Annotated in this window: 19 protein-coding genes; 6 read left to right on the forward strand and 13 right to left on the reverse strand. The window is 68.0% G+C overall.

What is annotated here, in order from left to right:
- Positions 1-32: 32 nt before the first annotated feature.
- Positions 33-833, reverse strand: a complete 801-nt coding sequence (locus AAW00_RS13075) for a transglutaminase-like domain-containing protein (RefSeq protein ID WP_047004887.1) — start codon at positions 831-833, stop codon at positions 33-35.
- 34 nt (positions 834-867) lie between these two features.
- Positions 868-1,284 (reverse strand): secondary thiamine-phosphate synthase enzyme YjbQ, encoded by a 417-nt coding sequence (locus tag AAW00_RS13080; protein ID WP_047005008.1) that lies wholly within the window; start codon positions 1,282-1,284, stop codon positions 868-870.
- A gap of 21 nt (positions 1,285-1,305) precedes the next feature.
- Here AAW00_RS13080 and AAW00_RS13085 point away from each other — a divergent pair, with 21 nt between their 5' ends.
- Both AAW00_RS13085 and AAW00_RS13090 read left to right on the forward strand, forming a co-directional pair.
- Complete coding sequence (locus AAW00_RS13085; RefSeq protein WP_047004888.1) at positions 1,306-1,884, forward strand: alpha-ketoglutarate-dependent dioxygenase AlkB; 579 nt, start codon at positions 1,306-1,308, stop codon at positions 1,882-1,884.
- A gap of 66 nt (positions 1,885-1,950) precedes the next feature.
- Positions 1,951-2,148: a hypothetical protein gene (locus tag AAW00_RS13090; RefSeq protein WP_047004889.1), complete on the forward strand. Its 198-nt coding sequence runs from the start codon at positions 1,951-1,953 to the stop codon at positions 2,146-2,148.
- Positions 2,149-2,369: 221 nt separating this feature from the next.
- Here AAW00_RS13090 and rimO read toward each other — a convergent pair whose 3' ends face one another.
- Positions 2,370-3,740: a 30S ribosomal protein S12 methylthiotransferase RimO gene (rimO, locus tag AAW00_RS13095; protein WP_047004890.1), complete on the reverse strand. Its 1,371-nt coding sequence runs from the start codon at positions 3,738-3,740 to the stop codon at positions 2,370-2,372.
- Between the two features lie 49 nt (positions 3,741-3,789).
- Here rimO and AAW00_RS13100 point away from each other — a divergent pair, with 49 nt between their 5' ends.
- Positions 3,790-4,158 carry a hypothetical protein gene (locus AAW00_RS13100; RefSeq protein WP_047004891.1) on the forward strand — a complete coding sequence of 123 codons (369 nt, stop codon included), beginning with the start codon at positions 3,790-3,792 and terminating at the stop codon, positions 4,156-4,158.
- Between the two features lie 8 nt (positions 4,159-4,166).
- Here the strand turns inward: AAW00_RS13100 and AAW00_RS13105 are convergent, their stop codons facing one another.
- The 5 genes from AAW00_RS13105 to tdh all read right to left on the reverse strand — a co-directional run bounded on the left by AAW00_RS13105 (position 4,167) and on the right by tdh (position 9,689).
- Entirely contained in the window at positions 4,167-5,240 is a 1,074-nt protein-coding gene (locus AAW00_RS13105; RefSeq protein WP_047004892.1) for a potassium channel family protein, read from the reverse strand.
- Between the two features lie 17 nt (positions 5,241-5,257).
- Positions 5,258-6,013, reverse strand: a complete 756-nt coding sequence (gene surE, locus AAW00_RS13110) for a 5'/3'-nucleotidase SurE (RefSeq protein ID WP_047004893.1) — start codon at positions 6,011-6,013, stop codon at positions 5,258-5,260.
- A 140-nt stretch (positions 6,014-6,153) separates the two neighbouring features.
- Positions 6,154-7,428 carry a serine--tRNA ligase gene (gene serS, locus AAW00_RS13115; RefSeq protein ID WP_047004894.1) on the reverse strand — a complete coding sequence of 425 codons (1,275 nt, stop codon included), beginning with the start codon at positions 7,426-7,428 and terminating at the stop codon, positions 6,154-6,156.
- A 45-nt stretch (positions 7,429-7,473) separates the two neighbouring features.
- Entirely contained in the window at positions 7,474-8,658 is a 1,185-nt protein-coding gene (kbl, locus tag AAW00_RS13120; RefSeq protein WP_047004895.1) for a glycine C-acetyltransferase, read from the reverse strand.
- Positions 8,658-9,689 carry an L-threonine 3-dehydrogenase gene (tdh, locus tag AAW00_RS13125; protein WP_047004896.1) on the reverse strand — a complete coding sequence of 344 codons (1,032 nt, stop codon included), beginning with the start codon at positions 9,687-9,689 and terminating at the stop codon, positions 8,658-8,660. The genes kbl and tdh overlap by 1 nt, the downstream gene beginning before the upstream one ends.
- 146 nt (positions 9,690-9,835) lie before the next feature.
- Here tdh and AAW00_RS13130 point away from each other — a divergent pair, with 146 nt between their 5' ends.
- The 3 genes from AAW00_RS13130 to AAW00_RS13140 are packed head-to-tail and all read left to right on the forward strand — an operon-like array spanning position 9,836 to position 13,520.
- A complete protein-coding gene (locus AAW00_RS13130; protein ID WP_082125083.1) occupies positions 9,836-10,339 on the forward strand; it encodes a 2Fe-2S iron-sulfur cluster-binding protein in 504 nt (167 codons plus the stop codon).
- Positions 10,336-11,316, forward strand: coding sequence for an FAD binding domain-containing protein (locus tag AAW00_RS13135; protein ID WP_047004898.1), 981 nt, complete (start codon positions 10,336-10,338; stop codon positions 11,314-11,316). The genes AAW00_RS13130 and AAW00_RS13135 overlap by 4 nt, the downstream gene beginning before the upstream one ends.
- A complete protein-coding gene (locus AAW00_RS13140) occupies positions 11,313-13,520 on the forward strand; it encodes a xanthine dehydrogenase family protein molybdopterin-binding subunit (RefSeq protein WP_047004899.1) in 2,208 nt (735 codons plus the stop codon). The genes AAW00_RS13135 and AAW00_RS13140 overlap by 4 nt, the downstream gene beginning before the upstream one ends.
- Here the strand turns inward: AAW00_RS13140 and AAW00_RS13145 are convergent.
- From AAW00_RS13145 to AAW00_RS13165, 5 genes are all read right to left on the reverse strand, one after another.
- Positions 13,517-14,740 (reverse strand): alginate lyase family protein, encoded by a 1,224-nt coding sequence (locus tag AAW00_RS13145; protein WP_082125084.1) that lies wholly within the window; start codon positions 14,738-14,740, stop codon positions 13,517-13,519. The two genes, AAW00_RS13140 and AAW00_RS13145, sit on opposite strands and share 4 nt — an antisense overlap.
- Positions 14,727-15,758, reverse strand: a complete 1,032-nt coding sequence (locus tag AAW00_RS13150; RefSeq protein ID WP_047004900.1) for a sugar kinase — start codon at positions 15,756-15,758, stop codon at positions 14,727-14,729. The genes AAW00_RS13145 and AAW00_RS13150 overlap by 14 nt, the downstream gene beginning before the upstream one ends.
- Positions 15,743-16,477, reverse strand: a complete 735-nt coding sequence (kduD, locus tag AAW00_RS13155; RefSeq protein WP_047005010.1) for a 2-dehydro-3-deoxy-D-gluconate 5-dehydrogenase KduD — start codon at positions 16,475-16,477, stop codon at positions 15,743-15,745. The genes AAW00_RS13150 and kduD overlap by 16 nt, the downstream gene beginning before the upstream one ends.
- A 41-nt stretch (positions 16,478-16,518) precedes the next feature.
- Positions 16,519-17,151: an RpiB/LacA/LacB family sugar-phosphate isomerase gene (locus AAW00_RS13160; protein WP_047004901.1), complete on the reverse strand. Its 633-nt coding sequence runs from the start codon at positions 17,149-17,151 to the stop codon at positions 16,519-16,521.
- Positions 17,152-17,252: 101 nt separating this feature from the next.
- Positions 17,253-18,269 (reverse strand): LacI family DNA-binding transcriptional regulator, encoded by a 1,017-nt coding sequence (locus AAW00_RS13165; RefSeq protein WP_047004902.1) that lies wholly within the window; start codon positions 18,267-18,269, stop codon positions 17,253-17,255.
- Between the last annotated feature and the right edge of the window lie 2 nt (positions 18,270-18,271).

Genomic DNA, 18,271 nt, shown 5'->3' on the forward strand with positions numbered 1-18,271 from the left:
CCGCATACGAATAGCCAATCCTGTGAACGTTCTCAACCGCTCTCGGTGACCTCGATGGTCTTGTCGCCGAACTGGTTCATGCCGAAAGTGGTGAGGAAGCTGACGTCGGCGGCATCGCGGCCGATGCCGATCTTCACGGTCTTCGCCGGGTCCGCCATGCCGGTCGCATCGACGATGTACCATGCCCCGCCGCCGGGCGTGGTCGGATCGCACAGGAACACCTCGGCCACGGCGTGAAAGTCCTGCGGGGTGACGCCGGGCGCGAAGCAGCTGACGTAGCGCGCGGGAATGGTGCTCGCCCGGGCAAAGGTGATCATCACGTGGGCATAGTCGCGGCAGACCCCGCGCCGTTCCACGAAGGTGTCGAGCGCGGTGGTCGTCGCGTCGGAGGCGCCGGGGGTGTAGTGGAAGTGGTCGGCGATCCAGTCGCGCATGGCGACGATCTTCTCGCCGCCCGACAGCGTGCCGAACTCGTCCTCGACGAAGCTCTGCATCCGGTCGGCCTGGCAGTATCGCGAATCGAAAAGGTATTCGACCGCTTCGCCCGGCAGGTCGTGCGGGTCGAGCGCGGCGAGCTTGCCGAGATCGGGCGATAGCCGCTTCACGTCCACCCGGGCGCGGTAGTCGACCGCATACGTCCCCTCGGCCCGCACCCAGATCCGCTCCCCGATGTCGTCCTGCGCCGGCACGCTGGCGGTATGGATCGCGTCGGACAGCTTCTTCTCGCTGGAGAGAACGATCTGTTCGGGAATCGACGCCGCCTCGAACTGCAAGAGCAGGTCGGTGGGGCGCTCGAGCGTGAAGTCGAACTTCGCGGTTATGTCTATGGGCATGGTGGGCGAACGGATGGGGCGGGGGAGGTTTCCGTCATTCGCCGATTAAATGCAGCACGACCTCGCGGGTGTGCGGAACGCGGCGATGTTCGGCGAGGAACAGGCCCTGCCAAGTGCCTAGCACCATGCGTCCGTCCGCAACTGGAACCGATAGGGTTACGCCGGTCAGCAGACTGCGGATGTGCGCGGGCATATCGTCCGGGCCTTCGTCGTCGTGCGCGTATCCGGCACCCTCGGGCGCCACGCGGGCCAGCCAAGCGAGGATGTCGCGCTGCACCGCGGGCGCGGCGTTCTCGTTGATGAATATGCCGCAGCTGGTGTGGCGGCAGAACAGCGTGAGCAGACCCGTGGCGATGCCGGTTCCGGCAATCCAGCGCGCGGCCTCGTCGGTGAACTCGTAGAGCGCCTGTCCGCGCGTGGAGATGGCGATGCGGGTCTGGGCTTGCTGCATGACGGTCCCCATATTGCAGGGATGGGCACGCAGGGCGACCTTTTCGGCGACATCGGGCCGCGCGCGCCCGCGATCCCCGGCCTGACTCGGGTGGAGCGCGCCGTCGACGCTGCCTATGAGGCGCGCCTCATCGCCCACATCGACACGAGCCCGCTCGCGCCCTTCCGGTTCGGCCAGTGGGAGGGCAAGCGGCTGACGGCGAACTACGGCAGCGCCTACGACTACCAGCGCGGCGCGGTGACCGGAGCCCCGCCATTGCCGGGCTGGCTGCTGGCCCTGCGCGACACGGTGGCGCCGCTCGCCGGGCTGGAGGCCGAGGCGCTGCAACAGGCCCTCGTCATCCGCTACGACCCCGGCGCCACCATCGGCTGGCACCGCGACCGCCCGCAGTACGGTGAGATCGTCGGACTATCGCTGGGCGCACCCGCCACCATGCGCCTGCGCCGCCGCCTTGCGGGCGGGGGATTCGAGCGCGCGAGTTTTCCGCTGTTCCCTTGCGCGCTTTATCGCCTGAGCGGCGAGGCGAGGGACGGGTGGGAGCACTCAATCGCCGCGCTGGAGGAACCGCGCTGGTCGGTGACGTTCAGGACGCTCAGATAGAGCTTTCTCGGAACCCGCCGAATCGCGATTCGTAGATTCCCTAAAGGAATCAAGGAGACAGGCGAAATGGCGAAGAACACGGGCGAGGGCTACCGCGAAGGCTCGGTCGACGACCGCACGCAGGTGAAGAACCCGGTCACCGGCCTCTATGCGAAACGCAACCGCGAGGACGGCAGCGAAGGCAACGGCCGCTTCATGGACGTGAAGCTGGACGGCGAACCCTTCAAGGGCGTGGCCGAGGAACCGGACGGACGGCGGCGATAGGCGGCGCCGACGCTGCGCGCTTTCCTACAGCGGGAACAGGCGACTATCGCTGCCAACAAATTCGGCTTCGCCTAGCCGATCTACCGTCAGAGCAATGCGCCGCGTGCGAGCGGACTTCCGCGCAATATCGATGAAGTGTCAACCACGAAAGGTCGGTAACTTACTGAAAAGGCGAAACCAATTTCAAAACCGAAATTGACAGTGTCAACTTCGCCGATGCCTCAGCTCCCGGCGATCACCCCGAACAGGTCGTGCGCGTCGGCGTCCTCGACCTCGACTTCGACCACGTCACCCTGCGCCAGGGTCTCCGGCACGTTGCGCAGGAATACCTGGCCGTCGATCTCCGGGGCATCGGCCTGGCTGCGACCGGTGGCTCCAACGTCGCCGTCCTCGTCGGCTTCGCCCACCTCGTCGATGATTACGGGGAGCGTGCGGCCGACCTTGGCGGCGAGTTTCTCGGCGCTGATGCGTTCGGTCAGTTCCATCAGGCGGGCGAAGCGTTCTTCCTTCACCGCCTCGGGCACCGGGTCCGGCAGGGCATTGGCCGCCGCACCCTCGACCGGCTCGAAGCGAAAGGCGCCCACGCGGTCGAGCCGGGCTTCCTCCAGCCAGCGGAGGAGGTATTGGAAGTCTTCCTCGGTCTCGCCCGGGAAGCCGACGACGAAGCTGGAGCGGACGGTGAGGTCGGGGCAGATCGCGCGCCAGTTGGCGAGGCGCTCGAGCACCTTGGCCTCGTTCGCCGGGCGGCGCATGGCCTTCAGCACCTTGGGGCTGGCGTGCTGGAACGGGATGTCGAGGTAGGGGGTAATTAGCCCTTCGGCCATCAGCGGGATCACCGCGTCGACGTGCGGGTAGGGGTAGACGTAGTGCAGGCGGACCCATGGCGGAGTGCCGTCGGCGGTACGAAGCTGGCCCAGTTCGCGGGCGAGATCGGTCATGTGGGCGCGGACGGGATGACCCTTCCAGTCGCGCTCCTCGTGCCGGATGTCGACCCCGTAGGCCGAGGTGTCCTGGCTGATGACGAGCAGTTCCTTCGTGCCCGCCGCGACCAGCTTTTCCGCCTCGCGCAGCACGGCATCGACCCGGCGGCTGGCCAGCTTTCCGCGCAGTTGCGGGATGATGCAGAATGCGCAGGAGTGATTGCAGCCCTCGGAAATCTTGAGGTAGCTGTAGTGGCGCGGGGTGAGCTTGACATCCGGCTGGGGGACGAGATCGATGTAGGGGCCCTGGCTGGGGGGCGCGGCCTGGTGGACCGCCTCGACCACGTCCTCGTACTGGTGCGCGCCGGTGATGGCGAGGACCTTGGGATGGCGGGCGCGGATGAGGTCTGCCTCGTCGCCCATGCAGCCGGTCACGATCACCCGGCCGTTCTCGGCGATGGCCTCGCCGATGGCCTCCAGGCTCTCCTCCTTGGCGGAATCGAGGAAGCCGCAGGTGTTGACGAGGACCACGTCGGCGCCGGCGTAGTCCGGGCTCATGGCATAGCCGTCCGCCCGCAGGCGGGTAAGGATGCGTTCGGAATCGACCAGCGCCTTGGGGCAGCCGAGCGAGACCATGCCGACCTTCTTCTGGTCCGGGATCTGGGTAGCCATGATGGCCGCGCCCCTACACCCGCAAGGGGCGATGCGCTAGGGGGCGGGGATGGGACCTGTAAACTGGATCGCCGTGCTCGCCGCATGGCTCGTCGCCGCCGCGGTGGGAGTGGCCTTCTACGGCCGCGCCGCAACGCCCCTGAAGAGCCGCCTGCGCCACGCCGTCGCCGCTCTGCTCCTGCTGCTGACGGCGGCGATGATGGGGCATATGTTCGCCCGCGTCGGCGCGGCGACGCTGGAGGCGAAGCCGTGGCTCTACCCGATGATGAGCGGCGGGCTGGCGCTGGCCTTCGTCGGCCCGGCGCTGTTCATCGCCTACGCCCGGCGCGATTTCGACCAGCGCGCGGCCTGGAAAGATTACGGCGTCTGGGTGCTGACCTACCTGGCGATGGGCGCGGTGTTCTGGATGCTGGGCTGAGGCCGGGCCTACAACCGCACCCCCGCCTCCGTCACATCGGTGGGCATGATCTCGACCACGATGTCGCCCGCCTGCAGGCACGCGGCCTCGTGCTCCCAGAACCCGCAGGCGCCGCCGTTGCGGTAGATGCGCAGGCCCCGCCCACCGCTGGCGAGGTCCGACAGGGGGCGGCCGATCTCCTCGGGCATCACCGGCCGCTCGACCAGCTGCACCCGGCCCGTGACCGAGGCGAGGTCGCCCAGGTAATCAGCGATGTGCGCCCCTTGCGCGCTGCCCGCCAGCAGCAGGCCGGTGAAGCGCACCGGGTTGATGACGTTGTCCGCGCCGGCCTGCCGGGCGAGCTGTTCGTTGTCCGCCGCGCGCACCACCACGCTGATCGGCACGTTGGGCGCGAGGTGGCGCACTGTCAGCACGATGAGGATCGAGCTGTCGTCGCGCCCGGCGGAGACGAGCACGGTCTTGGCCTGCTCGATCCGCACCGCCTTCAGGTCCTCGTCGCGGGTGGCGTCGGCCTCGATCACGTTGCAGCCGAGCAGTTCGGCCTGCTCCAGCCGTTCGGGGCTGGTGTCCATGACCACGATGCACGAGGGATCGGTGCCGCGCTCGATGAGTTCGCCAACCGCCTCCGAGCCGGAAACGCCGAATCCCAGCACGACGACGTGGTCGTGCAGCTGCTGCTGGATCTGGCCCATGCGAAACTTCTCCCAGCTTCTCTTGATGATGAAATTGTAGGCGGTGCCCACGAAAATGAAGAGCACGGCAAAGCGCACCGGGGTGACAATGATCGCCTCCACCAGCCGCGCCCGGTCGCTGATCGGGGCGATGTCGCCGAAGCCGGTGGTGGTGATCGAGATCATGGTGAAATAGATCACGTCGAGGAAGCTGACGTGGCCGTCGAGGTTGTCGACCAGCCCCTCGCGGTCCCACCAGTGGATCATGATGACGAGGAAGATCAGCGCCAGCGCAATGGACAGCCGGATCGTCAGGTCGCCCCAAACGGGGATCCTGACCGCGCGCTTGAGCGGGGTGAACCGGCGCTTGGCGACCGGGCGGCGGCGCGGCGTCTCGTGGTTCCTGGCCATGCCTCAGCGCCCCCGCGTCATGCGCCGAACTGCTCCGCCAGGCGGCCGAGCGCGGCGTGGTCGGTCAGGTCGAGCTGGAGCGGGGTGACGGCAATGTAGCCGTCCTCCACCGCCTCGAGGTCGGTATCGTGGCCCAAGGTGTGCTCGGCATCCTGCAGGCCGAACCAGAAGTAGGGCCGCCCGCGCGGATCGGTCGCTTCAACCAGCGAGCCGCGGTCGTAGTCGTGGAAGCCCTGCCGCACCACGCGAATGCCCTTGACGGCGGCGGCGGGCAGGGCGGGGAAGTTGACGTTGACGAGCGTGCGCTTGGCCATTGCCATTCTCACCAGCGGTTCGAGAACGCGCAGGCCCCACTGCTCGGCAGCCTCGAAACTCGGCCCGTTGTCGCGAAAGGCCTGGCTCATGGCGATGGCGGGGATACCGGCGAGGGCGGCTTCCATCGCTGCGTTGATGGTGCCCGAATAGGTCACGTCGTCGGCGAGGTTCTCGCCCGCGTTGACGCCGGAAATGACGAGATCGGGGAGCTTGTCGGCGAACAGCTTACGCAGGCCCAGGTTCACGCTGTCGGTCGGTGTTCCGGTGACGGCGTAGCGCCGCTCGCCATGCTCGCGCAGACGGACGGGCATATGCAACGTGAGCGAATGTCCCGCGCCCGACTGCTCCTCCGCCGGGGCGCAGACCCAGACCTGGTCCGACAACTGGCGAGCCAATGTTTCGAGAACCGCGAGGCCGGGGGCGTGGATGCCGTCGTCGTTGGTGAGGAGGATCTTCATTGGCGCCTACCCCTAGCCGCTCGCCCTGAGCTTGTCGAAGGGTCGTCCTTCATTTCATCCGTGGTCGCAAGAAACAGACAAGACAATCCTTCGACAAGCTCAGGATGAGCTGGGTGAAAGGGGCTCGGGACGAATGGGGCTCAGGGCCGCAACTCCGCGACACCGCCCATGTAGGGCGCCAGCACCTCGGGCACGCGGACCGAGCCGTCGGCCTGCTGGTAATTCTCCAGCACCGCCACCAGCGTACGGCCCACGGCGAGGCCGGAGCCGTTGAGGGTGTGGACGAACTCCGGCTTGCCGCCGCCCGCGGGGCGGTAGCGTGCGTTCATGCGGCGGGCCTGGAAGTCGCCGGTGTTGGAGCACGAGCTGATCTCGCGGTAGGCGCCCTGTCCCGGCAGCCAGACCTCGAGGTCGTAGGTCTTGCGCGCGCCGAAGCCCATGTCACCAGTGCACAGCAGCACCTTGCGATAGGGGAGGCCCAGCGCCTTCAGGATGCCCTCGGCACAGCCGGTCATCCGCTCGTGCTCGGCCTCGGAATCTTCCGGGCGGCAGATCGAGACGAGCTCCACTTTCTCGAACTGGTGCTGGCGGATGAACCCGCGCGTATCCTTGCCCGCCGCGCCGGCCTCGCTGCGGAAGCACAAGGTGTGCGCTGTGAGGCGCATGGGCTCGGCAAGGTCGGGCAGGATTTCGCCGGCGACCGATGCGGTGAGGCTGACCTCGCTGGTGGGGATGAGCCAGCGCCCGTCGGTGGTCTTGAAACTGTCCTCGGCGAACTTGGGCAGCTTGTCGGTGCCGTACATGGCCGCATCGTTGACCAGCACCGGCGGGTTGCACTCGGTATAGCCGTTCTCGCGCGTCTGGGTGTCGAGCATGAACTGCGCGATGGCGCGGTGGAGGCGGGCCATGTCTCCGCGCAGGAAGGTGAACCTGGCGCCCGACAGCTTCGCGCCGGTTTCGAAGTCGAGGCCGAGCGCGGGGCCGAGGTCGGCGTGTTCCTTCGGCGTGAAGTCGAAGGTGCGCTTTTCGCCCCACGTCAGCACCTCCACGTTGTCCGTCTCGTCCGCGCCTTCGGGCACGTCGGCGGCGGGGAGGTTGGGCACGGTGGCGAGCAGGCCGTCGAGTTCCTCGCCCAGCGCGCGCTCGCGCTCTTCCAGCGCGGGCATGGTGGACTTGAGTTCGGCGACTTCGGCCTTCAGCGCCTCGGCCCGCTCCTTGTCGCCCTGGCCCATCGCCTGCCCGATGGCCTTGGAGGCCTCGTTGCGCCGGCTCTGCGCGGCCTGGACCTGCGTCGTCAGCGCGCGGCGTTCCTCGTCGAGCGCGACGATGCGCTCCGCCACGGGATCGAGGCCGCGGCGGGCGAGGGCGGCATCGAAAGCGGCGGGGTTTTCGCGGATGGATCGTAGGTCGTGCATGGGCCGCGCCTATGCCCGCTTGCCGCCGCGCTTGTCCAGCGCCCGCTAGAGCCCCAGCTTCGCCTTTGCCCGCCCGAAGGCCTCGATCGCGAAGTCCACGTCCGCATCGCTCAGCGCCGCCGACATCTGCGTGCGGATGCGCGCCTTGCCCTTGGGCACGACCGGGAAGCTGAAGGCGGTGACGTAGACGCCTTCCTCCATCATCGCCGCGGCGAACTTCTGCGCCTTGTCCGCCTCGTAGAACATGATGGGGATGATCGGGTGTTCGCCGGGGATGAGGTCGAAGCCCAGCTTCTCCAGCCCCTCGCGGAAGCGCGCCGTGTTGCGGCGAAGCTGATCGAGTGCCTTGCCTTCGCGCACCACCTGCATCGCCGCCATGCTGCCCGCGACCACCGGCGGCGCGACGGTGTTGGAGAACAGGTAGGGCCGCGAGCGCTGGCGCAGTAGGGCGACCACTTCCTTCCTCGCCGAGGTATAGCCGCCGCTCGCTCCGCCCAGCGCCTTGCCGAGCGTGCCGGTGGTGATGTCCACCCGCCCCATGCAACCGCGATATTCGTGGGTTCCGCGCCCGGTCTCGCCGAGGAAGCCGGTGGCGTGGCAATCGTCGAAATGAACTAGCGCGCCGTACTGTTCGGCAAGGTCGCAGATCCTGTCCAGCTGGGCGATGTGGCCGTCCATCGAGAACACGCCGTCGGTGGTGATCAGCTTGAAGCGCGCACCCGCCGCGTCGGCGGCCTGCAACTGCGCCTCGAGGTCGGCCATGTCGTTGTTCTTGTAGCGGTAGCGCTGGGCCTTGCACAGGCGCACGCCGTCGATGATGCTGGCGTGGTTGAGCTCGTCGGAGATGACCGCGTCCTCCGCGCCCAGCAGCACCTCGAACAGGCCGCCGTTGGCATCGAAGCAGCTGGGATAGAGGATGGTGTCCTCCATCCCGAGGAAGTCCGACAGCTCGGCCTCCAGCGCCTTGTGGATGTCCTGCGTGCCGCAGATGAAGCGCACGCTCGCCATGCCGAAGCCGCGCTCGTCCAGCCCCTCGCGCGCCGCGGCCATCACCTGCGGGTGGTTGGCGAGGCCGAGGTAGTTGTTGGCGCACATGTTGAGCAGGTCCTGCCCGTTCACCTCGACCCGCGCGTCCTGCTGCGAGGCGATGGGCCGCTCGTTCTTGGTCAGGCCGTCCGCCGCGATGGCGTCGAGCTCGCTCTGCAGGTGCTGCTGGAAATCGCCGTACATCACAGGTTCTCCCAGTTCAGCACGACCTTGCTCGCCTCGCCCGAGAGCATGACGCGGAAGCCTTCCTCGAAGTCGTTCGCGCTCATGCGGTGGGAGATGATGGGCGTGAGGTCGAGGCCGGACTGGATGAAGACCTGCATCTTGTACCAGGTCTCGAAGATCTCGCGCCCGTATACGCCCTTCAGCGTCAGCATGTTGAAGATGACCTTGTGCCAGTCGATCCGCACGTCGCCGGCGGGAAGGCCGAGGATGGCGATCTTGCCGCCGTGGGCCATGTTGTCGACCATGGAGGCAAAGCCCGCCTCGCTGCCCGACATCTCGAGCCCGACGTCAAAGCCCTCGGTCATGCCGAGATCGGCCTGCACTTCGGCCAGCGATTCCTTGGAGACATTGACGGTGCGCGTCGCGCCCATCTTTTTCGCGAGGGCGAGGCGCTGGTCGTTGAGGTCGCTCACCACCACGTGGCGCGCGCCTGCGTGGCGGCAGACGGCGGCGGCCATGATGCCGATGGGGCCGGCGCCCACCACCAGCACGTCCTCCCCCAGCACGTCGAACTGCAGCGCGGTGTGGACGGCGTTGCCGTAGGGGTCGAACAGCGAGGCGACGTCGAGGTCGATCTTCGGATCGTGGACCCATACGTTTGCCGCGGGGATGGCGATGTACTCGGCAAAGGCGCCGGGACGGTTGACGCCGATGCCTTCCGCATTGGCGCACATGTGGCGGCGGCCCGCCATGCAGTTGCGGCAGCGCCCGCAGACCACGTGCCCTTCGCCCGAAACGATCTGTCCGGCGTGGAAATCCTCGACGTTCGAGCCGACCTCGACGATCTCGCCGACGAATTCGTGGCCCACGACCATGGGCACGGGAATGGTCTTTTGCGCCCACTCGTCCCACTTCCAGATATGGATGTCGGTGCCGCAGATGGCGGTGCGGCGCACCTTGATCAGCACGTCGTTGATGCCGACCTCGGGCATCGGCACGTCCTGCATTTCCAGCCCCTCGCCGGGGGCCGCCTTGACCAGCGCTTTCATGCGTCGTCTCCAGTTTTCGATTGCGGCTGCACTTGGCGCATTCGCCGGGACAATCAAGCCCATGCTCGCCTTGCGTCGGGTTTCTTTTGGCAACCGGGGAAAGATGCGGGGCGCTCGTGCATTGGGGTGGCAGACGAGGACCTTGCATGACCATCGAAATCAACGGCGAAAGCCATGAATTGCCGCGCGACCCGCGTGTGACCCTGCTCGACTTCGTGCGCGAGCATCTCAAGATGACCGGCGCGAAGAAGGGCTGCGACCACGGCCAATGCGGTGCCTGCACGATGCTGGTGAACGGCCAGCGCATCAATTCCTGCCTGACGCTTGCCGTGATGCACGACGGCGACAGCGTGACCACGATCGAGGGCATCGGCAGCCCCGCCGCCATGGCGCCGCTGCAGGAAGCCTTCGTGAAGCACGACGGCTACCAGTGCGGCTATTGTACGCCGGGCCAGATCTGCTCCGCCACTGCCATGCTGCAGGAAATCGCCGCCGGCTGGCCGAGCGATGCCACCGCCGATCCCACCGACACGCCGAAGCTGACGCGCGAGGAGGTGCAGGAGCGCATGAGCGGCAACCTGTGCCGCTGCGGTGCCTATGCCAACATCGTCGATGCCATCATGGAAGTCGCCGAGGGAGAAGCTGCATGAGGCCCTTCGACTATAAGCGGGCCGAGCGGCTGGAGCACGCCGGGCAGCTGGCCGCTGCCGAGGACACCCTCGCCATCGCCGGGGGCACGAACCTCATCGACCTGATGAAGCTGCAGGTGGAAACGCCCGCAACGCTCGTCGACCTCAACCACCTGCCGCTGGCGGGCATTGAGGAACATGAGGATGGCCTGCGCATCGGCGCGCTCGCCACCAACACCGCCACCGCCGTCCATCCCCGGGTGCGCGCCGACTATCCGCTGCTCGCCCGCGCCATCCTGGCAGGCGCGACGCAGCAGTTGCGCAACAAGGCCACCACCGGCGGCAATCTGTGCCAGCGAACGCGTTGCTGGTATTTCACCAACACCGACCAGCCCTGCAACAAGCGCGAGCCCGGCAGCGGCTGCGGCGCGCTGATGGGCCGGGCGGACCTCCACGCCGTGCTGGGCACGAGCGAGGCTTGCATCGCCACCTATCCGGGCGACATGGCCGTGGCCATGGCGGCGCTCGATGCCACGGTCGAGATTGCGGGAGAGAAGGGCAGCCGCAGCGTGCCGTTGCGCGAGTTTCACCTGTTGCCGGGCGATACACCGCACATCGAGAACGTGCTGGAGCCGGGCGAGATCATCACCGCCGTCACCCTGCCCACGCCAGTGGGCGGCAAGCAGATCTACCGCAAGGTGCGCGAGCGTTCGTCCTACGCCTTTGCGCTTGTCTCCGTCGCGGCGGCGTTGCGGATGGAAGGTGAGAGCATCGCTCACGCCGCGCTCGCCTTTGGGGGCCTCGCACACAAGCCCTGGCACGATCCGCGCATCGATGACCTGCTGACCGGCGAAAAGCCCTCGATGGCGCTGTTCGACAAGGCCGCCGACCTGCTGCTGGAAGACGCGCAGGGCTATGGCGAGAACGATGCCAAGATACCGCTGGCCCGCCGGGCGCTTACCGCAACACTGATCGACGCGACGGGAGTGAGCGCATGAAGAGCCTGACGATGGACAAGCCCGACGAGCGCAACCGCCTCGACGCGATGAAGCAGGGTGTGATCGGCAAGCCGCTCGACCGGCCCGACGGTCCGATTAAGGTGTCGGGCGTGGCGCCCTATGCCGCGGAATACGACATCGCGAATGCCGCCTACGGCGTCTTCGTCACCGCGCCCATCGCGCGTGGCAAGGTGGCAAAGATCCACGAGGACTCCGTCACCGGCATGGACGGCGTCATCGCCGTGGTGGCCGACGAGCGCTTCACCACCCGCGCGGCGCAGGGCACGGCGGGCGAGGCGCCCGAGCAGGGGCCGGGCGAGGTCGACTACTGGGGCCAGCCGATCGCGCTGGTCGTCGCCGAGAGCTACGAGGCCGCGCGCGACGCGGCACAGCGGCTGAAGGTGGATTTCCACGCCGACGACCTGGCCGACATTCCCTTCGATCCCGACGCGGTCGAACCCGAAAAGGACGAGGGCCAGCGACAGGGCGATCTCGCGCACGCCATGGCCGAGGCCGTGCACAGCGTCGATCGCACCTACACCACCCACGGCCACGCCAGCGCCGCGATGGAGCCGCACGCCAGTATCGCCGAATGGCAGGATGGCAAGCTGACGGTCCACGCCTCGCTGCAGATGCTGAACTTCAACATCGCCGAACTGGCCGATGCGCTGGATCTGGAGGAGGACGACGTGCGCCTCGTCTCGCGCTTCGTGGGCGGCGGGTTCGGTTCCAAGCTCGGCGTGTCGCAGGACGTGGTCGCCGCGGCCATTGCGGCCAAGCAGGTGGGCCGCCCGGTCAAGGTCGCCATGACCCGCCAGCACGTGTTCCAGGCCATCATGCGCCGCTCCGAGAGCACGCAGCGCCTGAGGTTGGCCGCCGATGCCGAAGGCCGGCTGACGGGCTTCGGACACGAGGCGCTGGTGAGCAATCTTCCGGGCGAGGACTTCGCCGAACCGGTCACGCAGTCATCGAAATTCCTTTACGGCGGCGAGAACCGCCTGCTGCGGATCGATGTCGCGCGCATCCACCGGATGTGCGCTGGCAGCGTGCGCGCACCCGGCGAAGCGGTCGGCATGACCGCGCTCGAGGCGGCGATGGACGAGTTGGCCGAACAGGTCGGGATCGATCCGGTCGAACTGCGCCTGCGCAACATTCCCGACAAGCACCCGACAAAGGACATTCCTTATTCCTCGCGCAAGCTGGCCGAGTGCCTGAAGGAAGGCGCGGCGGCATTCGGCTGGCAGGGCGAGGACCGCAAGCCGCGCCAGCGCCGCGAGGGCGAATGGTGGATCGGCACCGGAGTGGCCAGCGGCTCGCGCGTCCACAACGTGGAAGAGGCCAAGGCCCGCGTCACCCTGCGCCCCGGCGGCACCGCGCTGGTCGAGACCGACATGACCGACATCGGCACCGGCACCTACGCCATCCTCGGACAGATTGCCGGCGAGATGCTGGGGCTCGATCCCAAGGACGTCGAGGTGGGGCTGGGCGATACCGACTTTCCGCGCGGACCGGGTTCGGGCGGCAGCTGGGGCGCGCCATCATCGGGCTCGGCCGTGTTCCTCGCTTGCGAGGCGCTGCGCGAGGAGATCGCCTCATTGCTGAAGGGCGAGGAGGGCAACCTTACCATGAAGGACGGCACGGCGGTAGTCGGCAACACCAGCCGCACCATCGACGAGCTGCTCGGCGGCAAGGAGTTGCAGCGCACCGGCCACTTCCAGCCCGGCAAGACCGAAAAGGAGTTCGCCGCCGCCAGCTACGGTGCCTTCTTCGCCGAGGTCGCGGTCAACGACTGGACCGGCGAGACGCGGGTGCGCCGCTTGACGGGTGCCTTCGGCATCGGCCGCGTGCTGAACGAAAAGACCGCGCGCTCGCAGTGCCTCGGCGGCATGACCTGGGCCATCGGCGCGGCCCTGACCGAGCAGCTGCTGTTCGATCCGCGCGACGGCCACCTCGTCAACTGCGACCTTGCCGAATACCACGTTCCCGTCCACCGCGACGTGCCCGAGTGCGAGGTGCTGCTGGTGGAGGAGCGCGATCCGGCGGCCAGCCCGATCCAGGCCAAGGGCGTAGGCGAGCTCAGCATGTGCGGCGCGGCAGGCGCGATTGCCAACGCTGTCTACAACGCCTGCGGCGTGCGTGCCTACAGCTTCCCGATGACCCCGGCGGTGCTGCTGGAGGGCCTAGTCGAGCAGGCAAAGGCCTAGGGCATGTCCTCGAACCGCGCCGGCGCGCCTGTTGGCTGCCACCAGTGCGCGCCGGTGGCGTGGGTCTGCCGCATCCGCGCCACGTTGCGCGCTGCAAGGTCGGTATCGGGAAAAGGCCAGGCGGACGGATCTTCCGCATAGCGTTCGAGGAAGGTGCGCGCCGTCTGCAGGCTGCGCCCATCGGCGAGTTGTGCATCCCACAGGTCCAGCCCAACGCATTCGCCCAGCGTTGCCAGCCGCGCCGCGCCCTCGACCACGAAATGCGAATAGTGCCAGCTGCGCGTGCGGCCCAGTTCCTCGATGAAGCGGCCCTGCCGGTCCATCTGCGCCGCGAGGCGGTAGTCGGGAAAGGCCTGCAAGAGATTGCGAACCGGCCCCTCCGCCCCGGCGACCAGTGCGAAGTGGGCGAGGAAGGCGTCGTAGAACACGCCGTGGTTGTTGCGCTTGGCCATCTCCTCCTCGCCGATGGGGCTGGTGGACATCCAGACGGCAAACTGCCCGTACCACTGGCGGATCGCCGCCTGTTCCGCGGCGCTTAATGCGCCCGAGGGGGCGAGCAGACCGAGCGCCTCCGCCGTAGTGGCGAGGTCGAGTGATTCGATAATCCCCTCGCCCCGCCCGGTGACGCGCCCGGGAATCCCTTGCGCGAAATTGAAGTGCGGGTTCATCCGCGTGGCGGGGTCGAGGAACCAGGTGCGCGCCAGCAGGGCAGCGTGTTCGGCATAGCGGTCATCCCGTGTCGCATGCCAGGCGAGCGCGAGCGCCTTCATGTCCTCGCCCAGTGCGCGGAGCCGTGCCCGGTCGAACTCCGGCCCGTCGCGCTCCGGGTTCACCTCGCCGTCGCGCCGTACGTAGGGGAGGCCGCCCGCAGCCGAGCGGTCGGGCCACCAGTAAGGGCCGATGGAGGCGTAGTCGTTTGCCGCGGCGCCGGGGATGGGGCGGGGCTTGTCGGTCACCGAATAGGGCCCGCGCTCCAGCGCCTCGTCCGCCGCGCGCACGATGGCGGCGCGCTGTTCCCCGCCGGTGAGGCCCTCGACCCAGGCCGGTCGCCAGAGAAAGGTTCGCGCCCCTCCGAAATCGGCGGCATAGCCCTCGGCCCCGCGGCACTGCGGCTGGCCTTCGGCAGGGGCGAAGGCGGGAACGACGGTGCGATCCTGCGCCGCGAGGCTCGCGGGCAGCAACAGGGCGAGAGCGGCGAGAACGGTCCTAACGCGCAACATCGGCAGCTCCTTGCATGGCCGCGGCCACCTCGGCGGCGCTGGTGCGGGTGAAATCGCCCTCGGCGTAATGCTTCAGCTGTGCCAGCGTTACCCCGCGTTCGGCGGCTTCGGGCAAGTCGGCGGGCGCGGCGAGCCAGCCCGAGAGCACCCCGGCGGCAAAGGCGTCTCCGGTACCGATGCGGTCGACGATATTCGTCAGCACGCGCGGCGCGGCCTCGGCAAAGGTTTCCCGGCCATCGACCCGTGCGACGATGGTGTGCGACCCGTCGGGCTCGACGTGGCGAGCGGTGGAGGCGATGGCCGAGAGGTTGGTGAAACGGTCGAACAAGGCTTGCGCGGCCAAACGCCGGCGGGCGCTGCCCTCGCCGTCAAAATCGCGGTCAAGCAGCAGCGCGGCGTCGCGGTGGTTGCCGAAGAACAGGTCGGCCTGCTCGACCAGATCGGCGATGGCGGGCCGCGCATCGCGCCCGGCGCGCTGCCATAGCGAGGCGCGGTAGTTGGCATCGACCGATACCGTCATCCCGCGCGCGCGGGCGGCGCGGGCCATGGCGATGGTCGCTTGCGCGGCCGCCTCGCTGACGGCGAGTGAAATGCCGGAGAGGTGCAGATGCGTCGCACCGTCGAGCGCGCTCTCGTCGTAGTTCCGCGTCAGGGCAAAGGCGCTGCCCTCGCGGTCGTAGAGAACGCTACCCGCCTGCGGTCCGGCGGCGGGGGTCAGAAAGTAGCTGCCCATCCTGCCCGGACCGCGAGCGAGGCGCGAGCAATCCACGCGCTCCGCCCGCAGCGCTTTCATCGCCAGCGTACCGAGATCGCTCTCGGGCAGGGTCGAGATCATGCGCGTGGCAAGGCCGAGGTTGGAAAGCGCCACGGCCACGTTCGCCTCCGCCCCGCCGACATGGACAGCCAGCTCTCGCGCGTCGCGCAAGGCCGTGCCGCCGGGCGGCGAGAAGCGCAGCAGCACCTCGCCGAAGCAGGCGACCACCGCAGCGCCCGCGTCCACGCTCAGCGCGCCAGCCATCCGCCGTCGACCGCGAGGATGTGTCCTTGCACGTAATCCGCCGCGCGGCTGGCGAGGAAGACCGCCGCCCCGCCGATGTCCGCCGGATCGCCCCAGCGCCCTTCCGGGATGCGCTCGAGGATCTGCCGGTTGCGCGTTTCGTCCGCCTGCAGCGCCGCAGTGTTGTTGGTTGCGATGTAGCCCGGCGCGATGGCGTTGACGTTGATGCCGTTGGCGGCCCACTCGTTCGCCATCAGCTTGGTGAGGCCGCCCACCCCGCTCTTGCTGGCGGTGTAGCTCGGCACGCGGATGCCGCCCTGGAAGGTGAGCATCGAGGCGATGTTGACGATCTTGCCGCGCGCGCCCGACTGGCTGGCCCAGCCCGTCATGTGCCGGGCGGCGGCCTGGCTGAGGAAGAACAGCACCTTGAGGTTCACGTCCATCACCGCGTCCCAGTCGGCCTCGCTAAAGTCGAGCGCGTCGTCGCGGCGGATGATCCCGGCGTTGTTGACGAGCACGTCGAGCCGGCCGAGCGTCCCCACGGTCTCGGCCACGATCCCTTCGCACGGCTCGATGCTGGAAAGGTCGGCCATCACAACGTGCGCGCGCACCCCCTCGGCTTCCACCAAGGCGCGCGTTTCCGCCGGGTCGCGGCGGGCGACCAGCGCCACGTCGGCGCCCGAACGGGCCAGCGCCACGGCGATACCTTGGCCGATGCCGGTGTTGGCGCCCGTCACCATGGCCACGCGGCCGGTGAGGTCGAAGGGACTGCCTGCCAAGGTCACAGCGCCCGCAGGATGTCGACGATCTCACCGTCGTCGGCATTGGCGAAAAAGTACTCCTGGAAGCGCTCGCCGGCGACGGCCGCGCGCAACAGGTCCTGGTCCACGGTGCGGAGCACGGTCGGCATGTCGTGGCAGGTCGCCTTCTTGAGATCGCCGAGGATGCCGCGGTTGGTCGCCATGATCTGCGCGCGCTCCTTGGGATAACCCGCCCCCGGCTCGCCTTCGAACAGCTTGCGATAGCAGTCCTGCAGATTCAGCTCCGCCGCCCAGCCGAAGCCCTTTGCGTAGGGCATGGAAACCGCGTTGCCGGCATTGATCTGGCTGAACAGGAAGGCATCGGTCGGGTCGATCACCAGCCCGCAGAAGACGCCCGGCATGGCATTGCAGGCCAGCATCGAGCCCGTGCCCGTGCCGCAGCCCGTCACGACGAAATCCGCCGCTCCGGAATTCAGCAGGATCCCGGTGAGCAGGCCGTTCATCACGTAGGTGAGCTGTGCGGTGTCTTCGGCGGTGTACATGCCGTAGTTGAACACCTGGTGCCCCAAGGGCTCGGCCACTGACGTCAGCGCCTCGTGGATGATGCCGTTCTTCGCCGCCTGGCTGTTCTCGCTGATGAGCGCGATCTTCATTGCTGTCCTCTCTCGGTCGCTTTGCGTCTCCGCTTAGGTAACCGGTGTCATACAGTGATGCAAGTGCGCATTGGCATGGCCGCGGCGATAGGCGGGGGCGATCAGGCGGGGGCGACGACCGAGCCGCGTTCGACGAGGGTGGAGGGAAACATCCACGGCAGCTCCCCAGCCGCGTCCTCGGAACCCATCAATTTCTGCGCTGCGGTGCGCGCCATGTCCACGATGGGCCAGTGCACGGTGGTCAGCGTGGGCCACACGTGGCTGGAGAGCGGGGTGTCGTCGAACCCGACGATGGATATGTCCTCCGGAATCCGCACGCCGGCGCGGCGGCACGCGATCATCGCGCCGATGGCCATTTCGTCGTTGCTGGCGAAAATGGCGGTGGGCGGGGCGGCGAGCGCCAGCAGGCATTCCGCCGCCGCCACGCCGCTTTCGAAGGTATAGCTGCCGGGGCGGACCAGTGCCGGATCGACCGCCAGACCTGCCTGCGCCATCGCTTCCTCGAACCCCGCGCGGCGCTCCTGCGGAGAGGTGAAGCCCTCGGGCCCCTCGATCAGTGCGATCCTGCGGTGACCCTTGCCGATAAGATGGGTGACCGCGTCGCGCACCGCCTCCCGGTCGTTCGAGCTGACGACGTGTGCCGCCTCGTCCATCTTGATCGACCCCATGCGCACGTAGCGCGTGCCCGTTTCGCGGCAGAGGGCGACGATGGCCTCGTCGCTGGAGATCGGCGGCAGCAGCACTACGCCGAAGGGACGTTGGCGCTCGAGAAACGCGCGCACCTCGCTTTCGAAGGCAGGATCGCTGCGATCGAAGGGCTGCACCATCAGCCCGAACTCGCTGCCCGCGATGCCTTGCTGGATGCCCTGCTGCACGTTGACGAGGAATTGCGCGTTGGGATTGTCGTGGATAGCGGCGATGATGAAGTTGCGCCTCAACGCCAGGGCGCGTGCCTGCAGGTTGGGCACGAAGCCCAGGTCCCTGATGACCCCCTCGACCTTCTCGCGCGTCGAGGCGGAGAGCAGCGGCGATTTGTTGATGACGCGGCTGACCGTCTTCTTGGAAACGCCAGCGGCGGCTGCCACGTCGTTAATTGTCGGTTTGCCCGCCCCGTTCATGC

The sequence above is a fragment of the Aurantiacibacter luteus genome (assembly GCF_001010945.1).
GTDB classification, from domain to species: domain Bacteria; phylum Pseudomonadota; class Alphaproteobacteria; order Sphingomonadales; family Sphingomonadaceae; genus Alteraurantiacibacter; species Alteraurantiacibacter luteus.

Bases quoted from the DNA above. Each gene is read 5' to 3' on its own strand.
- AAW00_RS13075 (WP_047004887.1), bottom strand. From the start codon at position 833: ATGCCCATAGACATAACCGCGAAGTTCGACTTCACGCTCGAGCGCCCC.
- AAW00_RS13080 (WP_047005008.1), bottom strand. From the start codon at position 1,284: ATGCAGCAAGCCCAGACCCGCATCGCCATCTCCACGCGCGGACAGGCG.
- AAW00_RS13085 (WP_047004888.1), top strand. From the start codon at position 1,306: ATGGGCACGCAGGGCGACCTTTTCGGCGACATCGGGCCGCGCGCGCCC.
- AAW00_RS13090 (WP_047004889.1), top strand. From the start codon at position 1,951: ATGGCGAAGAACACGGGCGAGGGCTACCGCGAAGGCTCGGTCGACGAC.
- rimO (WP_047004890.1), bottom strand. From the start codon at position 3,740: ATGGCTACCCAGATCCCGGACCAGAAGAAGGTCGGCATGGTCTCGCTC.
- AAW00_RS13100 (WP_047004891.1), top strand. From the start codon at position 3,790: ATGGGACCTGTAAACTGGATCGCCGTGCTCGCCGCATGGCTCGTCGCC.
- AAW00_RS13105 (WP_047004892.1), bottom strand. From the start codon at position 5,240: ATGGCCAGGAACCACGAGACGCCGCGCCGCCGCCCGGTCGCCAAGCGC.
- surE (WP_047004893.1), bottom strand. From the start codon at position 6,013: ATGAAGATCCTCCTCACCAACGACGACGGCATCCACGCCCCCGGCCTC.
- serS (WP_047004894.1), bottom strand. From the start codon at position 7,428: ATGCACGACCTACGATCCATCCGCGAAAACCCCGCCGCTTTCGATGCC.
- kbl (WP_047004895.1), bottom strand. From the start codon at position 8,658: ATGTACGGCGATTTCCAGCAGCACCTGCAGAGCGAGCTCGACGCCATC.
- tdh (WP_047004896.1), bottom strand. From the start codon at position 9,689: ATGAAAGCGCTGGTCAAGGCGGCCCCCGGCGAGGGGCTGGAAATGCAG.
- AAW00_RS13130 (WP_082125083.1), top strand. From the start codon at position 9,836: ATGACCATCGAAATCAACGGCGAAAGCCATGAATTGCCGCGCGACCCG.
- AAW00_RS13135 (WP_047004898.1), top strand. From the start codon at position 10,336: ATGAGGCCCTTCGACTATAAGCGGGCCGAGCGGCTGGAGCACGCCGGG.
- AAW00_RS13140 (WP_047004899.1), top strand. From the start codon at position 11,313: ATGAAGAGCCTGACGATGGACAAGCCCGACGAGCGCAACCGCCTCGAC.
- AAW00_RS13145 (WP_082125084.1), bottom strand. From the start codon at position 14,740: ATGTTGCGCGTTAGGACCGTTCTCGCCGCTCTCGCCCTGTTGCTGCCC.
- AAW00_RS13150 (WP_047004900.1), bottom strand. From the start codon at position 15,758: ATGGCTGGCGCGCTGAGCGTGGACGCGGGCGCTGCGGTGGTCGCCTGC.
- kduD (WP_047005010.1), bottom strand. From the start codon at position 16,477: ATGGTGACGGGCGCCAACACCGGCATCGGCCAAGGTATCGCCGTGGCG.
- AAW00_RS13160 (WP_047004901.1), bottom strand. From the start codon at position 17,151: ATGAAGATCGCGCTCATCAGCGAGAACAGCCAGGCGGCGAAGAACGGC.
- AAW00_RS13165 (WP_047004902.1), bottom strand. From the start codon at position 18,269: ATGAACGGGGCGGGCAAACCGACAATTAACGACGTGGCAGCCGCCGCT.